Below are 16,778 nucleotides of genomic sequence, written 5' to 3' on the forward strand. Positions count from 1 at the left end.
CCTGGATTTGCCCATGACCGTACCGCTGCCTCCGCCCAATCGCATCTATCTCCTGCGTCATGCCGAGGCCGCCTGGGCCGAACCCGGACAGCGCGATTTCGACCGGCCGCTCAACGAAAAAGGTTACGGCGATGCCGAGGTTATCGCCGACAAAGCCGCCGATAAGGGCTACCGTCCCGATCTTCTGATCAGTTCGACGGCGCTGCGCTGCCGCGATACCGCCGATGCCGTCCATCGGGCGATGGGTGTAGCACTGGACGTGAGTTACGTCGATGCGCTCTACAACGCCACGGTCGATACCTATGTCGAAATCGTCGACGCGCAGCATAATGCCGCCGTCATGCTGGTCGGCCACAACCCGACGATCGAGCAGGCGCTTGAGGCGCTGATCGGCCACGAGGCCATGGTGAACGCACTTCCCGCCGGCTTTCCGACGGCAGGTCTCGCCGTTATCGATTTCGACGCTTCCGCCAGCGGTTGGCGGCTTATCGATTTCCTCGTCGTCTGAAGTCTTTCGCTCCGCTTCTTTTGCGAGCAGCGCAGTCTTCCTATATTGCCGGCAGTCATCAACCGGAATTGCGCCTTGCCGCCACGCCTGACATCCCTCGCCGACGACGCCCGCATCGCGTTTGACAATCTCGCCGACAGGGCAAGCGGCCTCGTCAATCCGATCGTACGGCTCGGCGTCACCGGCCTCTCCCGTTCCGGAAAGACGGTCTTCATCTCCTCCCTTGTCCACAATCTCCTGCATGGCGGCCGACTGCCGCTGTTCGAGCCGGTGCAGTCGGGCCGCGTTTCAGCCGTGCGGCTGGAGCCTCAGCCGGATGACGCCGTGCCCCGTTTCCAATATGAGGATCATATCCGGGCGCTGGTGAAGGACCGCGTCTGGCCGGATTCCACTCGCGCCATTTCCGAACTGCGCATCACGCTCGATTATCAGAGCGCCAGCGGCTGGAATCGCCTGTTCTCGCCCGGCCGGCTGTCGATCGATATCGTCGATTATCCAGGCGAATGGCTGCTCGACCTGCCGTTGCTCGGCAAGGATTACCGCACCTTCAGCGAGGAAACGATCGCGCTTGCGCAAAATGGCGTGCGCTCCGAACTGTCGCGGGAATGGTTGGCGCTGACCCGTGCCGCCGATATAAATGCCGGCGCCGACGAGATGGCAGCCCGCGAGCTTGCCACCGCCTTTGCCGATTACCTCAAGGCTTGCAAGGCCGACGAACGCTCGCTCTCCACCTTGCCGCCCGGGCGCCTGCTTCTGCCCGGCGATCTCGACGGCTCGCCGGCGCTGACCTTCGCCCCGCTCGTCCTGTCGCCGGGCGCGCGTCCCGATCGCGGCTCACTCTGGACGATGATGGAGCGGCGTTACGAGTCCTATAAATCGGTCGTCGTCAAACCTTTCTTCCGCGAACATTTCGCCCGGCTCGACCGGCAGATCGTGCTGGTCGACGCACTGCAGGCGATGAACCGCGGCCCCGAAGCCGTCCAGGATCTGGAGCGCGCGCTGACCGACGTGCTTGCCTGCTTCCGCCCAGGCACCAATTCGCTGCTTTCGTCGCTGCTGGGGCGCCGCATCGACCGTGTGCTGGTCGCCGCAACCAAGGCCGACCATCTCCATCATGAGAGCCATGATCGGCTCGATGCGCTGACCCGCCGCCTCGTCGATCGCGCCATCGCCCGCATCGGCATGGCCGGAGCCGGCATCGACGTGATGGCGCTCGCTTCCGTGCGCGCCACGCGCGAGGCATCGGTCAAGCGCGACGGCCATGAACTGCCTGTCATCGTCGGCACGCCAATGGAGGGCGAAACCATTGCCGGCGAGCGATTCGACGGCCAGAGAAAGACCGCAATCTTCCCCGGAGACCTGCCGCAGGATCCGGAAAGCCTGTTCAATCGCATCGCCTCGGGCGAGACCGCCGATACCCTGCCCGAGGTCAACGTCGTCAGGTTCCGTCCGCCGCATCTCGAGGAGACCGGCGGCGGCATCAAGCTGTCGGTGCCGCATATCCGCCTTGACCGCGCCATGCAGTTCCTGTTCGGAGACCGTCTCGCATGAGTAAGCCCCCCTCCGATTTGCCGCACCGCCCACCCGCCGCCTTCGCCTATGAGGATGAGGCTGCCGTGTCGCGCGACAATGGTCGGAAACAGCAAGGCCGGCGCAAACCGGAAAGCTTCTCGGACGAGATCATCTTGACGCCCGACGACGAGGATCCCTTCATCAATCCTGACAGGGATGCGAGCGCAGTGCCGGTGGCAACACCGCGCAAGCGGCGCACCTCTTTTGGCAAGATTGCGCTAGGCGCCTTCGGGATCCTGCTATCGCTCGGCATCGGCCTCTGGACCGACCGCCTGATCCGCGATCTCTTCACCCGCGCCGACTGGCTGGGTTATGCAGCTCTTGGCGTGCTGGCGATCGGCGTCCTCGCCGTGCTTGCCCTCGTCATCCGCGAGACCGCGGGCATGATGCGCCTTGCCGCTGTTCAGGCGATCAAGGCGGAAGCAGAGGCGGCGATCCTCGAAACACGGCCGGCGAAAGCGCGCGCCGTCGTTGCGCGACTCACCACGCTTCTTGCGGCCAATCCCGAGACATCGAAGGGTCGCGCGACGCTGAAGGCGACCGAGGGTGAGGTCATCGACCCCCCGCATCTGATCGTCTTGGCCGAACGCGAGCTGCTGGCCCCACTCGACCGCAAAGCGCGGGCGCTCATCGTCAACGCCTCCAAGCGCGTCTCGATCGTCACCGCCGTCAGCCCGCGCGCGATCGTCGATCTGCTTTACGTGCTCTACGAATCCGTGCGCCTCATCCGCGCCATGGCCGAGCTCTACGGCGGCCGCCCCGGCACGCTCGGCATGTTCCGCCTCCTGCGTGACGTGCTGGCCCACCTCGCCGTCACCGGCTCGATCGCCGTCGGCGACAGTCTCGTCCAGCAGGTGCTCGGCCATGGGCTTGCCTCGAAGCTATCGGCCCGACTCGGCGAAGGCGTGATCAACGGCCTGATGACCGCTCGCATCGGAATCGCGGCGATGGATCTCTGTCGCCCGCTTGCCTTTCGTGCGGTGAAGCGACCGGGAATCGGCGATTTTATCGGCGATCTCACACCTTCAATGTCGCCGCGCGGCAACAATCCTTAACCGACGAGGCGATTCCGTAGCTCTCACCTTCCCGTAGGTGAAGTTGGCGAAATTAAGCAGATTCAACACCGTAGCCGCCGGATCCTAAGATCCGCGGGCGCGACAGAAATCCAACCCCTCGCATTTCGGCACAATCGAAAGGAAGGATTAACCATTCTTCGGCAAAACTTGGCACCACTTCGTGAGTGGTGTTTGCCAAGGAAAATCCATGTATTCGCGCCAGTTTCTCTTCTTATGCGGCCTCGCCGCCGCGGCATTGTCTCCTGTCGCAGACGTCGCTCCGGCAGCCACTGCCGCAACCCGCGACAAGGCCTTCTTCGAATCCGTCACCGGCTCCTGGAAGGGCCCCGGCGAGATCGTCGCCGGCAAGTACAAGGGCACGAAATTCACCTGCAATCTGACCGGTGAACCCACCGGCGACGGCACTGCTGGCATCAAGCTCGATGGAACCTGCCGCGTCGGCGTCTTCAAGCAGCCGATGAGCGCCGTCATCTCGCAGTCGGGCTCCACCTACACGGGCAAGTTCCTCGACGGCGCCGCCGGCAAGGGTCTTGACGTCGTCTCCGGCGCCGTAACCGAGGATACCGTCGTGGTCGGCATCAACCGCGCCAAGCTGAATGGCGCGATGATCGCTCGCGTGCGTGACGACAAGACGATGAACGTCACCGTGTCGGTCAAGGTCGAAAGCCAGATGATCCCGGTCATCGGCCTGACATTGACTCGTCAGGTCGACGAAATGGCAGTCGGCTCCATCCAGTAGACGGACTGCATGACGGGTTTTCCTGAAGCGGCGGGTTTCCCGCCGTTTCGCATTTTAGGGCCTTAGGCGTTCCGCCACCAGTCGCCGCTGTCATCGGCGACCTCGATGCCGGTCACGTCAACATCGAGCAGCCAGTCGCTTACCGGCCGGCCCCTGACGAGAAGGCCTGGGGCGATATCGGCAAGCGGCATCAGGACGAAACCGCGATCGGTCATACGGGGATGCGGCAACTCCAGCCGCGGCGCCTGCTGGACGACGTCGCCATAGGTCAGCACGTCGATATCGAGCGTGCGAGGCCCCCAGCGTTCGACACGCTCGCGTTTCATCTCGCGCTCGATCGACAGGCAGACGTCGAGCAGCGCCTCTGGAGGGAGCCGGGTTTCGACGGCGGCGCAGGCATTGAAGAAGAACGATTGGTCGGTTTTGCCCCACGGCGGCGTGCGATAGAGCCGCGACACGGCGGTGACACGACAGTCGTCGCGCCCGTCCAGTCTCTGCAGCGCCGCGGCCATCGCCTTTACCGGATCGCCGATATTGCCGCCGAGGCCGAGCGTGGCTGATTGCGATGCAGCCTCAGGCAAAATGTTCAACACTCACCTGCACGAAATCGAGCACGCCGGGCACCGGCGCATTCGGCTTGCGCACCGTGATCTTCGCCCGCCGCACCTGCGGGAACGTCTGACAGAGGCCCTTGGCGATATCGAGCGCGAGGGCTTCGATTAGATAGCGTCGCTTGCCGGTGACGATCTCCTCGATCACCGTGAAGGCAATGCCGTAATTGACGGTGTCGTTGATCGAATCGCTTTCCAGCGCCTCGCCCGCGACGACATCGAGCTCGGCATCGACGAAGAATCGCTGGCCGAGGAATTCCTCCTCGTCATGCACGCCGTGGCGCGCGAAGAAGGCGCAGTTCTGCAGCGTGATCGTGTAGGTCGTCATGTCGGCCGCTTCCTCTCGAATTCCTGGCGCGCATTGAGCATAGCATCGGCGATAGCAAGCGCATCCCTGTTGATTGCGACATTGTGCACCCGGAAAACCGCAGCCCCTTGAAGCCTGAGCAGCGCGCTTGATGCGGCCGTCGCCGCATCCCTCTCCGGCGCCTCGCGCCCCGTGACCGCGCCGAGGAAGCGTTTGCGTGAGGTGCCGGCAAGCAGCGGCAGGCCGAAGCGCGACAGTTCGGAAAACCGCGCCATCAGCTCCAGGTTCTCCTCCGCCGTCTCCTTGGCGAAGCCGAAACCCGGATCGAGCACGATCCGGTCGCTGTTTACTCCGGCCGCGGCGGCGATCGCCAGCGACCGTTCGAGGAAATGCGCCTGGTCGGCGATCACATCGGCAAGTTTGGCCCTGTCGCGGCCGGTATGCATGATGCAGAGCCCCGCCCCCGTGGCCGCGGCCAGATCCGCGATACCTGCATCTTTCTGCAGTCCGAAGACGTCGTTGACAATATGGGCGCCGGCGCCGACGGCCAGCCGCGCCGTCTCGGCGCGATAGGTATCGATCGAGATCAGCGCCTCGGTGCGACCGCGTAGCGCCTCGATGACCGGCAACACCCGCGCCTGCTCTTCCGAAGGGCTGACCGATGCCGCACCCGGCCGGGTCGATTCACCACCGATGTCGACGATCGCAGCACCGTCGCTGACCGCCTGCAATGCGTGTTCGACGGCGGCATCGACGGTTTCAAAACGTCCGCCGTCGGAGAAGGAGTCCGGCGTCACATTGACGATCGCCATGATCGCCGACCGACGGCCGAGTTCGATTTCCCGGCCATGGCCGACACGCCAGAAACTGCCTTCGAGCCCTGTCACCAGACTTGTCCTATTGATGACGAAAAAAGCCGCCATCCGATATTGCGCTTACGGTGGCTATGCCCCAAGCTCCTGCCGATTTCAACATGGGTTGCGTTCAGAATGCCGCTTGCAATGCGTTATATGTGCCTTCCTGTCGCCTTTTCCATTGCTCTTTCTCTCAGCAGTCCAGCGGCAGCCGAAGTGATCGCATCGAAAAGTTATTCCTATTTCGACATCCGCGGCAAAACCGCCGATGAGCTAGACCGGGAACTCAGCCGGCGCGGCCCGACGGCGAGCGGTTCGTCGGCACGCCATCCCGGGGCCACCAAGATTCGCTTCGGCGGCGAGGCCACCTATATCCAGGATAATGGCAGATGCCGCGTCGGCAATGTCAAGGTCACCGTTCACACCCAGATCATCCTGCCGCGCTGGAATAGCCGCAGAGGCGCCAGCAAGGAGCTGTCGATGATATGGGACGCACTGTCGAGTGACATCAAGCGCCACGAGGAGCGTCACGCCGAGATCGCCAGAGATCAGGCCCGCGCCATGGAGCGCGCCATCCGCGCATTGCCGCAGCAGCGCAGCTGCGAGGCCATGCAGGAGCTCGTCTCCAACGAATCAACTCGCGGCATAGAGGAGCACGATCGGCTGCAGGCGCGATTCGACCGGGTTGAGGCGGTCAACTTCCAGAAGCGCATGCTGAGATTGCTGAAAAATCGAATCAACGGTCGAGCCGGCGGAAAATAAGGCTTTTTCGAACTGGTGACGAGCGGAAAAACTTAGCTGCGCAACGAAACTTGTGCGAAACTTACCCCTTCCCCAGCGTTTTAATGGTCATTTTTCATCCTGGCAGACTCAACCGTAACGCGTTAATATGAACACATTCGAAAGTTCAGCTACGGCATCTGGACTTTCCTCGCTGGGTTCTCCTGGCGCGTTCCGAAGCCGCGGATGTTCCTCCCTCATCCGTTGGTAATGCGCCCGCCTCGCCTCGCTCGCACCAGCGCGCGAGGCGTCTTTTTTGTGGTGATGGTGTCGGTTATTCAACTCCGAAAATCGGTTCCGATTTTCGGGCCGATACGTTAGCGCGAAACGCGGGGCGCCTCAGGCCTGGCGTTCGGGCACGTGCACGACGAGCCCGTCATAAGCGGCCTTCATCCGGATCTGGCAGGAGAGCCGCGAGGTCGGGCGCACGTCGAAGGCGAAGTCGAGCATATCCTCTTCCATCGCTTCCGGCTGGCCGACCTTCTCCGTCCATTCCTCGTCGACATAGACGTGACAGGTGGCGCAGGCGCAGGCGCCGCCGCATTCGGCCTCGATGCCGGGCACCGAATTGCGCACGGCATTCTCCATCACGGTGGAGCCTTGGTCGACGTCGAGGTCGAAGCGCGTGCCGTCGAAGGCGACGATGGTAAGTTTGGGCATCAGGACTATTTCCGGTCTTCAAATGGGTGGGCGAAGTTTCTTCCGACAATTCGACGCGTCAGTCAACATTCGGAAATCCGCCATAACCTCGCAGATCGGGCCTTCGCCCGCCGTCTTCAAAGCGTCATCTGGGACGTCGCAAAAAGACCCGTGGTTCCGCAATGAAACAACGGGCCTCGTTCGATCAACGAAAGAAGACTTGGAGGTCAGCCGCGGCAGAGCTTGAGAATGAAGTTCTCGGCATCGAGGACGGCAGCGCCGAGCGCCGCCACTGCGCTGGCATCGCCGCCGGTCTCCTCTACGACCTCAGCCGTCTGCGACACGCGGAATGCGCCGACCGAGCTCGCCGCGCCCTTCAGCCGGTGCGCGGCCGCGCCGACACGCACGGTCTCACCGCTCGTCATGTCCTGGAGGCACGCCCGCGCCTGGCGCGCAAACATTTGAAGGACTTCGATTTCCAGAGACTTGTCGCCCATCGTCTGCTTTGCGAGATGGACGAGATCGATCGGCCGGACCTTCGAGGGGCACGACCCCTTTGCATTATCAGGCGCCTCGAATACGATCTTCAATGCTGCCAGCTGGGCCGCCATTTGCCATTTCTCCCGTCTCAGATCGTCCGCACTTGCTACAGTTCTGCGTCAGAAGGGTGGCCATCGCGTTAAATTCCGGCACATCCGGCGCGGAAATCTCGCCATATGGTTAACATCCGTTAAATATCCCTAAATTATTGGTTTTTAAGCAGGGCCTCGGATTCAAAGATGTTAACAACGGGTTAATGAGCCATGAATCTCAGGCCTTCATTAATTGTGTGCAGAGCCCAGATGTGTCACTACGATACTGGTGGAGCGGGTTTATGGTACGCGCCTTTGCCGAGTGAGTGGATAATGGTAGTGTTTTGATACCTTCCGTTTGAAAAAGCGGCTATCTACTCTGAAATGACATGCTTATCCGTCCGCGGTTGGGATGGAGGGCCGTTACGGCAAAGTTGTTCCCGGACAAGGTGGAAGCCGGGGATGTGCTGCCGGGCCGGCCGACAGTAACGAGGCGTAACCGAATGGCGAATAACAAATATAACGAGTCGATCGAGGACAAGGCGTTCAAGGCGTTGGACGAGGCGCTCCAGATCGACTTCGGCAAGGATAACGTGCCGTCTCGCCGCGGCGACGCGCCGCAGGCGCCGGAGGGTAATGTGTCTGATCCATCGAATGCGCGCAATCAACAGGGCCAGGAAGAAGCGCAGCGCCGCAGCCGCCGCGGCGCCGGGGCCGAGCAGGCTTCCAGGGCTTCGTCCTTCGCGCCCGCCAATGATGCTAGCCGCAATACGCCCGCCTCGATCCTGAAATCTTTCGACGGCGCTTCCAGCCGCTCGGCCATGCGCACCGCTACCCTGTTTTCCGTGCTTTGGGTGATGGCGGGCCTCGGCCTGATGTCGCTGCTATATGCGCCGCAGATCTGGCAGATCCGCTCGATCGCCGATCTCGTCGCCCTGCCCGGCGTCATTGCCGGCCTGGTCGGCATCATCATTCCGGTGATGATGTTCTATGCTTTCGCCATCATGATCTCCCGCGCCCAGGACATGCGCAACGCCGCCCGCTCGATGGCAGAGGTGGCATTGCGCCTGGCGGAGCCGGAAACCATCGCCTCCGAACGCATCATGACCGTTGGCCAGGCGGTGCGCCGCGAAGTCTCGGCGATGAACGAAGGCATCGAGCGCACCATCGCGCGCGCTTCCGAGCTGGAAACGCTGGTCCATTCCGAAGTCAACGCTCTCGAACGCTCCTATGCGGACAACGAGTTGCGCGTGCGCGGTCTTGTCCATGAACTCGGTTCGGAGCGGGAGGCGATCGTCAACCATGCCGACCGCATCCGCACCTCGATCGGCAGCGTCCACGACCAGCTGAAGGAAGAACTGTCGTTGGCGACCGAAGAGATCGCCGTGCGGCTCGCCACATCGGGCGAAGCCTTCGCCTCGCTGATCGACACGCGGGCGGCGACCATCCTGGAAAAATCGGACAGCGCCCTGCAGTCGATGGGCAGCCTGCTTGCCGCCAAGACCGACAGCCTGCTCCAGACCCTCAACGCTTCCGGTTTTGCGCTCGCCACCGAATTCGACAACCGCCTCGAGGCGCTCTCCGTCAACCTCAACGAACACGGCGAAAAACTTCTCAGCCAGTTCGAGACGCGCGCCTCGACCATGGACAGCAGCACCGAGAAGCTGAACGCGGCGCTGAACGAGCGCACGCATCAGCTGAACGAGATCCTGATCGCCCGCACCCGCGAGATCAACGAGAGCCTGACATCGGGCGAACGCACCATCGGCGGGACGCTCGACGATGTGCTCTCGAAGCTGAACAGCGCGCTCGATGAGAAGGGCGCAAGCTTCCGCCAGAGCCTGCAGAGTACCGCCGACGACGCCGTCATGGATCTCGACCTGCGCTCCGGCTTCTTCGAAGAGCGGCTGCAGACGACCGTCGCCCAGCTGTCGACCGCCTTCGACGAGCGGGTCGCCGAATTCACCAGCGCTTTCGACAAGCGCACCGGCTCGCTCGACACCAAGCTGATGGAGAGCCTTGCCCGCATCAACGAAACGCTGACCGGCGGGTCGGATTCGATCGAGGGCATTTTGAGCTCCAGCATCGACCGGCTCGGCTCCTCGATGACCGACCAGTCGCTGGCGCTCGCGGCGGCGCTCGCAACCGGTCATGAAGTGCTGGAGAGCACGCTCAGCAGCCGCACCGAAGAAATCACCACCGCACTCACCAGCCGCACCGGCGAGCTGACCTCGGCGCTGCAGAGCGCCACGTCGGACATCGCGCTGGCGCTTGCATCCGGCACCTCCGACCTGCAGAACAATCTTCAGGCCCGCTCGGCCGAGTTCCGCGATACGCTGCACACAACCACCACCGATTTGACCGCCGCCGTTGCCGCCGGCACCGAGCAGGTTACGACGGCCTTCGGCGGCCGCGCCGAGGAACTGACCAGCGTATTGACAGCGCGCGCAGCAGAAATCCGGGACGCGGTTGGCACAGCCCATGAGCGTATCGACAGCGTCATGGCGGAGCGCGGCGGCGCGCTGATCGATGCGCTGACCACCCATCACGGCCACTTCGAGGAAGCGCTGACGACCCGCTCCGACGCCATCATCAACGCCGTTTCCGGCACTCATGACCGCCTCTCCGAGACGCTCGACGAAAAGGCAATGGCGCTCGCCATCTCGTTGAACGAAAGCCAGAGCCGCATCGAAGACACGCTAGAGACCCGTTCCGCAGCCTTTCTCAACGCCGTCTCGGGCACACATGATCGGCTGTCGGAAACGCTGGATACCAAGGCAGCGGCCCTGACGACCTCGTTGGACGAGCGCCATGCCCGCATCGAGGACGCGCTCGGAACCCGCGCCGAAGCATTGTTGAACAGCGTGTCCGGCACGAGCGACCGGCTTGCCGAAACCCTTGATGAAAAGGTGATGGCGCTTGCCATTTCCTTGAACGAGAGCCAGGCCCGGATCGAGGAAACGCTGGAAAATGGTTCTGCAGGCCTGCTGAACGCCGTCTCCGGCACCCATGACCGGTTTGCCGAGACGCTGCAAGATAAGGCGGCAGCTTTTGCCAACTCGCTAAATGAGACCCAGGCACGCATCGAAAATACCCTCGAAACCCGCTCCGCGGCCCTGCTGAATGCCGTATCCGGCACTCATGACCGTCTCTCCGAGACGCTCGATGAAAAGGCGATGGCGCTTGCCATCTCGCTGAGCGAAGGCCAGGCCCGCATCGAGGACACGCTGCAGACCCGGTCGTCGGCGCTGCTGAACGCCGTTTCCGGCACGCATGACCGCCTGTCGGAAACGCTGGACGAGAAGGCGATGGCGCTCGCAATCTCTCTCAACGAGAACCAGACGCGGATCGAAGACACGCTGGAAGCCCGCTCCGAAGCTTTCCTCAAGGCCGTCTCCGGTACGCATGAGCGTATCGCCGAAACCCTTGATGAGAAGGCATCGGCGCTGACCGCCTCCTTGAGCGAAGGTCAGAGCCGCCTGCAGGACACGCTGGAGAGCCGCTCGGAATCCTTCCTCAGTGCGGTTTCCGCCACCCATGACCGCCTGTCCGAGACGCTCGACGATCGGGCGATGGCCCTTGCCATTTCGCTGAACGAGAGCCAGAGCCGCCTCGAGGAGACGCTGACATCAGGCGCCGATGCGATCACCAATGCGGTCTCCGGCACACATGAACGCCTGAACGGCGTGCTCGACCAGAAGGCCAGCGCCCTGGCCGCCTCGCTGAACGAAGGGCAGGTCCGCCTCGAGGAAGCCCTGGGATACCGCGCCGCCGCGCTCGTCGGTGCCGTAACGGCAAGCCATGACCGGCTCACCGATACGCTCGATGAAAAGACCATGGCGCTCGCCATTTCGCTCGATGACAACCAGAGCCGCTTCGACAGCGCCCTCGAAGCCCGCAGCAATGCGATCATGGAGGCCGTCACCAGTGCAGAGGCCCGCGTCGCCGGCGCCTTTGCCGACAAGACAGACGCCATCCACAACGCCTATGCCGACAATCAGCGGCGGCTTGAATCCGCCCTCTCCGAGCACAGCGCGGCGCTTTCGGGCGTTCTCGATGCGGGCGGTGCCCGCTTCGAGGATCTCGTCGGCGGCTTGACCGGCCGCATCGAAGGCCGCCTCAGCGATGCCCATGCGCGGCTCGGGAGCTTGGCCGAGGAAGCCGCGGCGCGCATCGAAGGCGGGCTCGCTTCTGCCCATGAGCGCATCCGCACGACGCTTGAGGATCGCGGCAATGCCATCGAGTTGTCGCTGAGCCAGGCGCATGCGCAGATCAGCGATACGCTCACCGAACAGGCGACCAGCATCGGCACTTCGGTGGCGACGAGCGTCAGCATGCTCGAAATGTCGCTTGAAGATCGTGAAGCCTCGATCCGCCAGGCGATCGACGCCGGCGCCCAGACATTGGAAGATCGCATGCGCGCCGGCGCCGGCCAGATCGCCGGCCGCTTCCAGGAGGCGGCAAACACGATTTCGAGCTCCGCCCAGAACCTTTCGGCCCATCTCGATCAGTCGGTCGAGAACCTTGCGGGACGTCTTGAAGAAACCGGTTCTCGTATGGAAGCCGACCTTACGGCGATCGAGACCCGCATCCGTGACGGCGTCGGCGGCGTTGCCGAAAAGGTCGAGGCCGCCAACAGCCAGCTCTCCGGCGTGCTTACCGACGGCATTTCCCGGCTCGGCGCGCTCGGTGACGACGCCACCCGGCGCATCTCGGCGACGCTCGAAGGCAGCGCCGCCAATCTTACACAGGCAATCGACAGCCGCACCGCCAATCTGGCCGAGACGCTGGACAGCCGCACGACCACGCTTGCAGGCGCCATCGAGGGCCGCACGGCAAGTCTCGGCGAAACCTTGGACCGCGGCAACGAACGCATCGAGGAACGCCTCTCCACCATGGATCGCGCGTTGACCGTCGGCCTCGACGCCGTCAACCGCACCATCGAGGGCAAGGCCGCCGGCCTCGCCTCGACGCTACGCAGCGCGGTGGCCGAAGCCGCCCAGGGAATGGAAGGCGAAGCGACGAGAACCACGGAACTGCTCGGCAAGACCGGCCAGCAGTTCGCCGAGGATCTCAATGCAAAAAGCGACGAATTCACCCGCACCATGGATGAGCGCTCGTCGCAGATCGTCACGCGGGTTGCCGAAGCTCAGAACCGCCTGGCAACCCAGGCCGCTGCCGTCGCCCAGACCTTCTCGGAAGCCGGCAATGCCATCGTCAACAAGGTCGCCGAGGCTGAGACCGTTGTCGGCACGCAGGTCAATGCCATTTCCAGGGCCCTGTCGGACGCCGGCCAGTCTCTCGAGGCGCGCGGCAATGCCATCCGTACGACGCTGTCGGGGGCCGGCAGCGAGATTTCCGCCACCATGGCGGATGTCGAGCGGGCGCTCGAAGCGCGCAGCAGCGCCATCCGCTCCAATCTCGAGGAGCGTGTCCGCGAGATCGATACCTCCCTCTCCGATGTCGACCGGGCGCTCGAAGCGCGTGGCAACTCGATCCGCTCGACGCTTGAGGAACGCACCCGCGACCTCAACTCGATGCTATCGGGCCGCTCTGTCGAATTGACCCGCATACTCGATGAAACGGCCCGCCCGATCATCGATCGCTACACCGATGCCGGCGAGCAGGCCGCTGCCCGCATCACCGCCGCAGCCAATCTCAGCGCCGATCGCCTGCGTGCCGAGAACGAAGCGCTCGCCAGCGCCGTGGCCGCCCGCACCGAGAATGTTGCCAACGCCGTCAGCGCCATCGAGAACAGCCTGGTCGGCAACGTCAACGGCCTGGTCCAGCGCATGTCGGAAAGCAGCGCGGCAATGGCAATGATGATGAATCGCGCCGCCGAGCAGCTGACGAGCGTCGACGGGCGTCTCGGCGAAACCACGACCCGCTTTGCCGACTCCGCCACCAAGGCTGCCGAAATGGTGAGCGCCTCGACCAGGCTTCTCGAAGGCAAGGTCGACCGCCTCTCCGACATCTCTGGCCAGACTCTGGCTCAGGTCGGCAGCATCATCGGCCGCTTCGACGACCATTCCAAGGTTCTGACCCAGGCCTCGCAGCTTCTGGGTGCCGCCCAGTCCAACCTCGCCTCGACGCTCGAAGAGCGTGAAGGCGCGCTGCAAGCCCTCTCCGTCAGCCTGGTCCAACGCTCCGACGAGATCGAAAAGACCATGCGCGGGCTCGGCGGCATGATCGAGACCGTGTTCGAGCGGGCCGAGCAGCGCTCCAACCAGGTCACCGGCAACCTGCGCCAGGGCGTTCAGTCCTCCTTTGCCGATATCGGTCGCGTTCTGACGGAAACCGAGAAGCGCGCCCAGGAAGCGGCCGAAACCATGCGCGAGGCGATCACCCGCGCCGGCGACGAGGCCAATACGACGATCGACAGCACCTTCGCTAATGTCGAGCGCCGTTCCGGTGATCTCTCCAATCGTATTCGCGGCGGCCTCACCGCCTCGCTGTCGGAAGTCGAGCGCATGCTCGGCGAAGCCGGCCGCGCCTCCGACGGCGCCGCCCAGCATATGCGGGAATCGCTGCGTGAGGCGATCGAGGATGCCGTCGGCCGCTTCTCCGGCGCCACCGAGGACATCCGCCGCTCCGCTGCCGACATCCGCAGCGAACTCGACGCCACCCGCGCCGAACTGAAGCGCGGCGCCTTCGACCTGCCGGAGGAAGCCAAGGAAAGCGCCTCGGCCATGCGCCGCGCCGTCGCCGAACAGATCAAGGCCCTGCAGGATATCTCGCAGCTTGTCGGCCGCTCCAGCCAGCAGCTCGAAATCTCAGAGCCCGCCGCCCGCTCGCTTGCCCAGGCGCAGCCGGCTCCGCGCCCGACCCCGCCGATCGCAGCCCAGCCGCCGCAGCCGGCAGCGCCTCCGCCGATCGAAGCCACCGGTCTGCGCGGAACGATTGCGCCATCCGCTCCGGCCGCCGCTCCTCAGCGGGCCGCCCAGCAGCCAGCCCCCGCTCGCCAGGAATTGGGCCGCCAGGAACCGGCGCGGGAAAGCGGTGGCTGGATCAGCGATCTTTTGCGAGGCGCATCCCGCGAAGACGCTGCGGACGTGGCGCCGGCCCGTGCTCCCGCGCGCCCGGCGGAAACCGCCGCACCGGCCGCACGCAGCAACGACAGCCGCAATCCGCGCCATGTCGTGGAATCGCTGAATTCGCTCTCCGTCGATATCGCCCGCGCCATCGATCACGATGCGTCGGTCGATCTCTGGCGCCGCTACCAGCGCGGCGAGCGCGACGTCTTCACCCGCCGGCTCTACACGCTGAAGGGCCAGCAGACCTTCGACGAGATCAAGCGCAAATACGACCGCGAACCGGAATTTCGCACCGCCGTCGACCGCTATATCGGCGATTTCGAAAAGCTGCTCGCCGACGTCGCCCGAACCGACCCGAACCAGACAGTCACACAGTCCTATCTGACCTCGGATACGGGCAAGGTTTACACCATGCTCGCCCATGCAGCGGGCAGGCTGAGATAGAGTCTGGCCGATATCGTGGAGCTTAAGCCGCCTGAACATGTGTCAGGCGGCTTTCCCTGATGATGGGGATATGATCTGCTGCCCAGCCCGGAACCGCGAACGAAATGACCAAGGCCCTTCTGATTATCGACGTACAGAACGCAATTCTCTCCGGAAAGGCCACGCCGGAGCGCCAGCCCGAGGTCGATTCCGCACTTGATGAGACCGTCGCTCGATTGGCGTTGCTCAAGGAAAAGGCGCGTCAGGCCGGCGTACCGGTCGTGCTGGTGCAGCATGATGGCGACAGCGGTCACCGATTGGCCGTGGGCACGCCAGGATGGGCGCTGCGCGGGGAGATTGCGCCGCAAACAGGTGAGGTCGTCGTGCGCAAGAAAAGCGCCGACTCCTTCTTCGGGACCGATCTAGCCGACCGCTTGCAAGAGCGATCGGTTACCCACCTCATCGTCGGCGGCTGCATGTCGCAATTCTGCGTCGACACGACCGTCAGGCGGGCCGTTTCGCTCGGCTATGACGTGACCTTGGTTGCCGACGGCCATACAACTGGCGACACGGCGACCCTTAAATTCTCCGCGATTGTCGCCCACCACAACGAAACGCTTGATGGTTTCGATGCGGGCAAGGCGATTGTGGATGTCCGCCCTGCCGCCGACATTGCCTTTTCATAAGGCTCCGGCAACAACCGCTTATATCTTCCGAACAACTGCAGCTAAAACCGGGATCGCCATGCGGTCCCGGTTTTCCGTCCCTCATGCCTCGGCCGCTATGCCCCAGTTGTACACGCAACGGTCGAGGCCGATGGCGATTTCGAGCACGAGGACGTTGTGATCGACGGCCGCTGCCTTCCGGGGCTGCGACCGGTAACGGTATGGAAAGTCGGTACGCCGCGAGATCGAGCAGACCTCCATCCACTTGTCGCCATTATCGACCTCGACATCCATCGTCACCTCTGAATAGGCCGGCAGCCGGTCGGAGGGCACGACCCGCGTCGGCAGATGGATCAGCGAGGCGATCATGCGGCGCACCGGCTCAAGGCACGCCGCGTGATAGTCGTTGCCGCTGTCGGCGGTGAAGGCGCATTGAAATTCGAGCTGCCAGAATTCCTTCAGCCGCATGTGTTTCGTCGGCTGCTCCTGCTCGCGGCGGTAGGACCTGCCGGCCTGCCAGACACACAGAGGCAACCGCGTCTTTGAATGGTTTCCAAGAATATGCTGCATGTAGACATAGGTCGAAGGCGTGGTCTCCGGCCTCAGCACCAGCGCAGTATCGCCGGCCGCGAGCTGTTCCTGGACCCAGATGTCGGCATTCGAATAGGCACTTGAAACCAGCGACCGCGGCGTCAGCGCCGGCGCCTCGACCCTTCGCATATCCCAGGCTGGATTGACCGATCTGAGAAAGCTGCGGACCTCTTGGGAGAAAAAGCCGATCATATGATCGCGCAGATTGATCTCGCGCTCCTCCCAATGGACGAGCGAATTGACGTGATAAATATTGAGCATGCTGCCTGTCTCCCGGGCAACCCTGTTGACGTGGTGAAGGGCTTTACGTCCGGCGGCGCGCCGGACGCATGCAGCGCCCGGACGTCACAGCAGGACGCGGAGACCTCGTCCGCCAATGGCGCGCGCGATCGCGACCTGCGGGCAGG

General features: G+C 63.6%; 13 protein-coding genes. 7 read left to right on the forward strand and 6 right to left on the reverse strand.

Annotated features, from left to right (window positions below):
• Positions 1-13 precede the first annotated feature (13 nt).
• The 4 genes from AMK00_RS11930 (at position 14) to AMK00_RS11945 (ending at position 3,895) form a co-directional block, all read left to right on the forward strand.
• Positions 14-508, forward strand: a complete 495-nt coding sequence (locus AMK00_RS11930) for a SixA phosphatase family protein (RefSeq protein WP_064810492.1) — start codon at positions 14-16, stop codon at positions 506-508.
• 75 nt (positions 509-583) lie between these two features.
• Positions 584-2,059, forward strand: a complete 1,476-nt coding sequence (locus AMK00_RS11935) for a YcjX family protein (RefSeq protein ID WP_064810493.1) — start codon at positions 584-586, stop codon at positions 2,057-2,059.
• Positions 2,056-3,135 carry a YcjF family protein gene (locus AMK00_RS11940; protein WP_064810494.1) on the forward strand — a complete coding sequence of 360 codons (1,080 nt, stop codon included), beginning with the start codon at positions 2,056-2,058 and terminating at the stop codon, positions 3,133-3,135. The genes AMK00_RS11935 and AMK00_RS11940 overlap by 4 nt, the downstream gene beginning before the upstream one ends.
• 208 nt (positions 3,136-3,343) lie before the next feature.
• Entirely contained in the window at positions 3,344-3,895 is a 552-nt protein-coding gene (locus AMK00_RS11945; protein WP_064802969.1) for a hypothetical protein, read from the forward strand.
• A gap of 62 nt (positions 3,896-3,957) precedes the next feature.
• Here the strand turns inward: AMK00_RS11945 and folK are convergent, their stop codons facing one another.
• From folK to folP, 3 genes are read right to left on the reverse strand one after another with little or no spacing between them, the layout of a single operon-like run.
• The gene (gene folK, locus AMK00_RS11950) at positions 3,958-4,476 is read right to left on the reverse strand and encodes a 2-amino-4-hydroxy-6-hydroxymethyldihydropteridine diphosphokinase (RefSeq protein ID WP_064802970.1); all 519 of its coding nucleotides are present in this window, start codon (positions 4,474-4,476) and stop codon (positions 3,958-3,960) included.
• Positions 4,469-4,834 carry a dihydroneopterin aldolase gene (gene folB / locus AMK00_RS11955; protein ID WP_008525873.1) on the reverse strand — a complete coding sequence of 122 codons (366 nt, stop codon included), beginning with the start codon at positions 4,832-4,834 and terminating at the stop codon, positions 4,469-4,471. Before folB ends, folK begins: the two co-directional genes overlap by 8 nt.
• A complete protein-coding gene (gene folP, locus AMK00_RS11960) occupies positions 4,831-5,700 on the reverse strand; it encodes a dihydropteroate synthase (protein ID WP_064806161.1) in 870 nt (289 codons plus the stop codon). Before folP ends, folB begins: the two co-directional genes overlap by 4 nt.
• A 102-nt stretch (positions 5,701-5,802) precedes the next feature.
• Here folP and AMK00_RS11965 point away from each other — a divergent pair, with 102 nt between their 5' ends.
• Positions 5,803-6,429 carry a DUF922 domain-containing Zn-dependent protease gene (locus AMK00_RS11965; RefSeq protein ID WP_064810495.1) on the forward strand — a complete coding sequence of 209 codons (627 nt, stop codon included), beginning with the start codon at positions 5,803-5,805 and terminating at the stop codon, positions 6,427-6,429.
• 357 nt (positions 6,430-6,786) lie between these two features.
• Here AMK00_RS11965 and AMK00_RS11970 read toward each other — a convergent pair whose 3' ends face one another.
• A complete protein-coding gene (locus tag AMK00_RS11970) occupies positions 6,787-7,107 on the reverse strand; it encodes a 2Fe-2S iron-sulfur cluster-binding protein (protein WP_011425597.1) in 321 nt (106 codons plus the stop codon).
• Between the two features lie 206 nt (positions 7,108-7,313).
• Positions 7,314-7,697, reverse strand: a complete 384-nt coding sequence (locus AMK00_RS11975) for an Hpt domain-containing protein (RefSeq protein WP_064810496.1) — start codon at positions 7,695-7,697, stop codon at positions 7,314-7,316.
• 464 nt (positions 7,698-8,161) lie between these two features.
• Here AMK00_RS11975 and AMK00_RS11980 point away from each other — a divergent pair, with 464 nt between their 5' ends.
• Positions 8,162-15,136, forward strand: coding sequence for a hypothetical protein (locus tag AMK00_RS11980; protein WP_064810497.1), 6,975 nt, complete (start codon positions 8,162-8,164; stop codon positions 15,134-15,136).
• 104 nt (positions 15,137-15,240) lie between these two features.
• Positions 15,241-15,801: a cysteine hydrolase family protein gene (locus AMK00_RS11985; protein WP_064810498.1), complete on the forward strand. Its 561-nt coding sequence runs from the start codon at positions 15,241-15,243 to the stop codon at positions 15,799-15,801.
• 81 nt (positions 15,802-15,882) lie between these two features.
• Here the strand turns inward: AMK00_RS11985 and AMK00_RS11990 are convergent, their stop codons facing one another.
• On the reverse strand, positions 15,883-16,632 hold the full coding sequence (locus AMK00_RS11990; RefSeq protein WP_064810499.1) for an aminoacyl--tRNA ligase-related protein: 750 nt from the start codon (positions 16,630-16,632) through the stop codon (positions 15,883-15,885).
• Positions 16,633-16,778: the final 146 nt, after the last annotated feature.

Origin of the sequence: Rhizobium sp. N621 (genome assembly GCF_001664325.1) — a bacterium.
Classification (GTDB): Bacteria; Pseudomonadota; Alphaproteobacteria; order Rhizobiales; family Rhizobiaceae; genus Rhizobium; species Rhizobium esperanzae.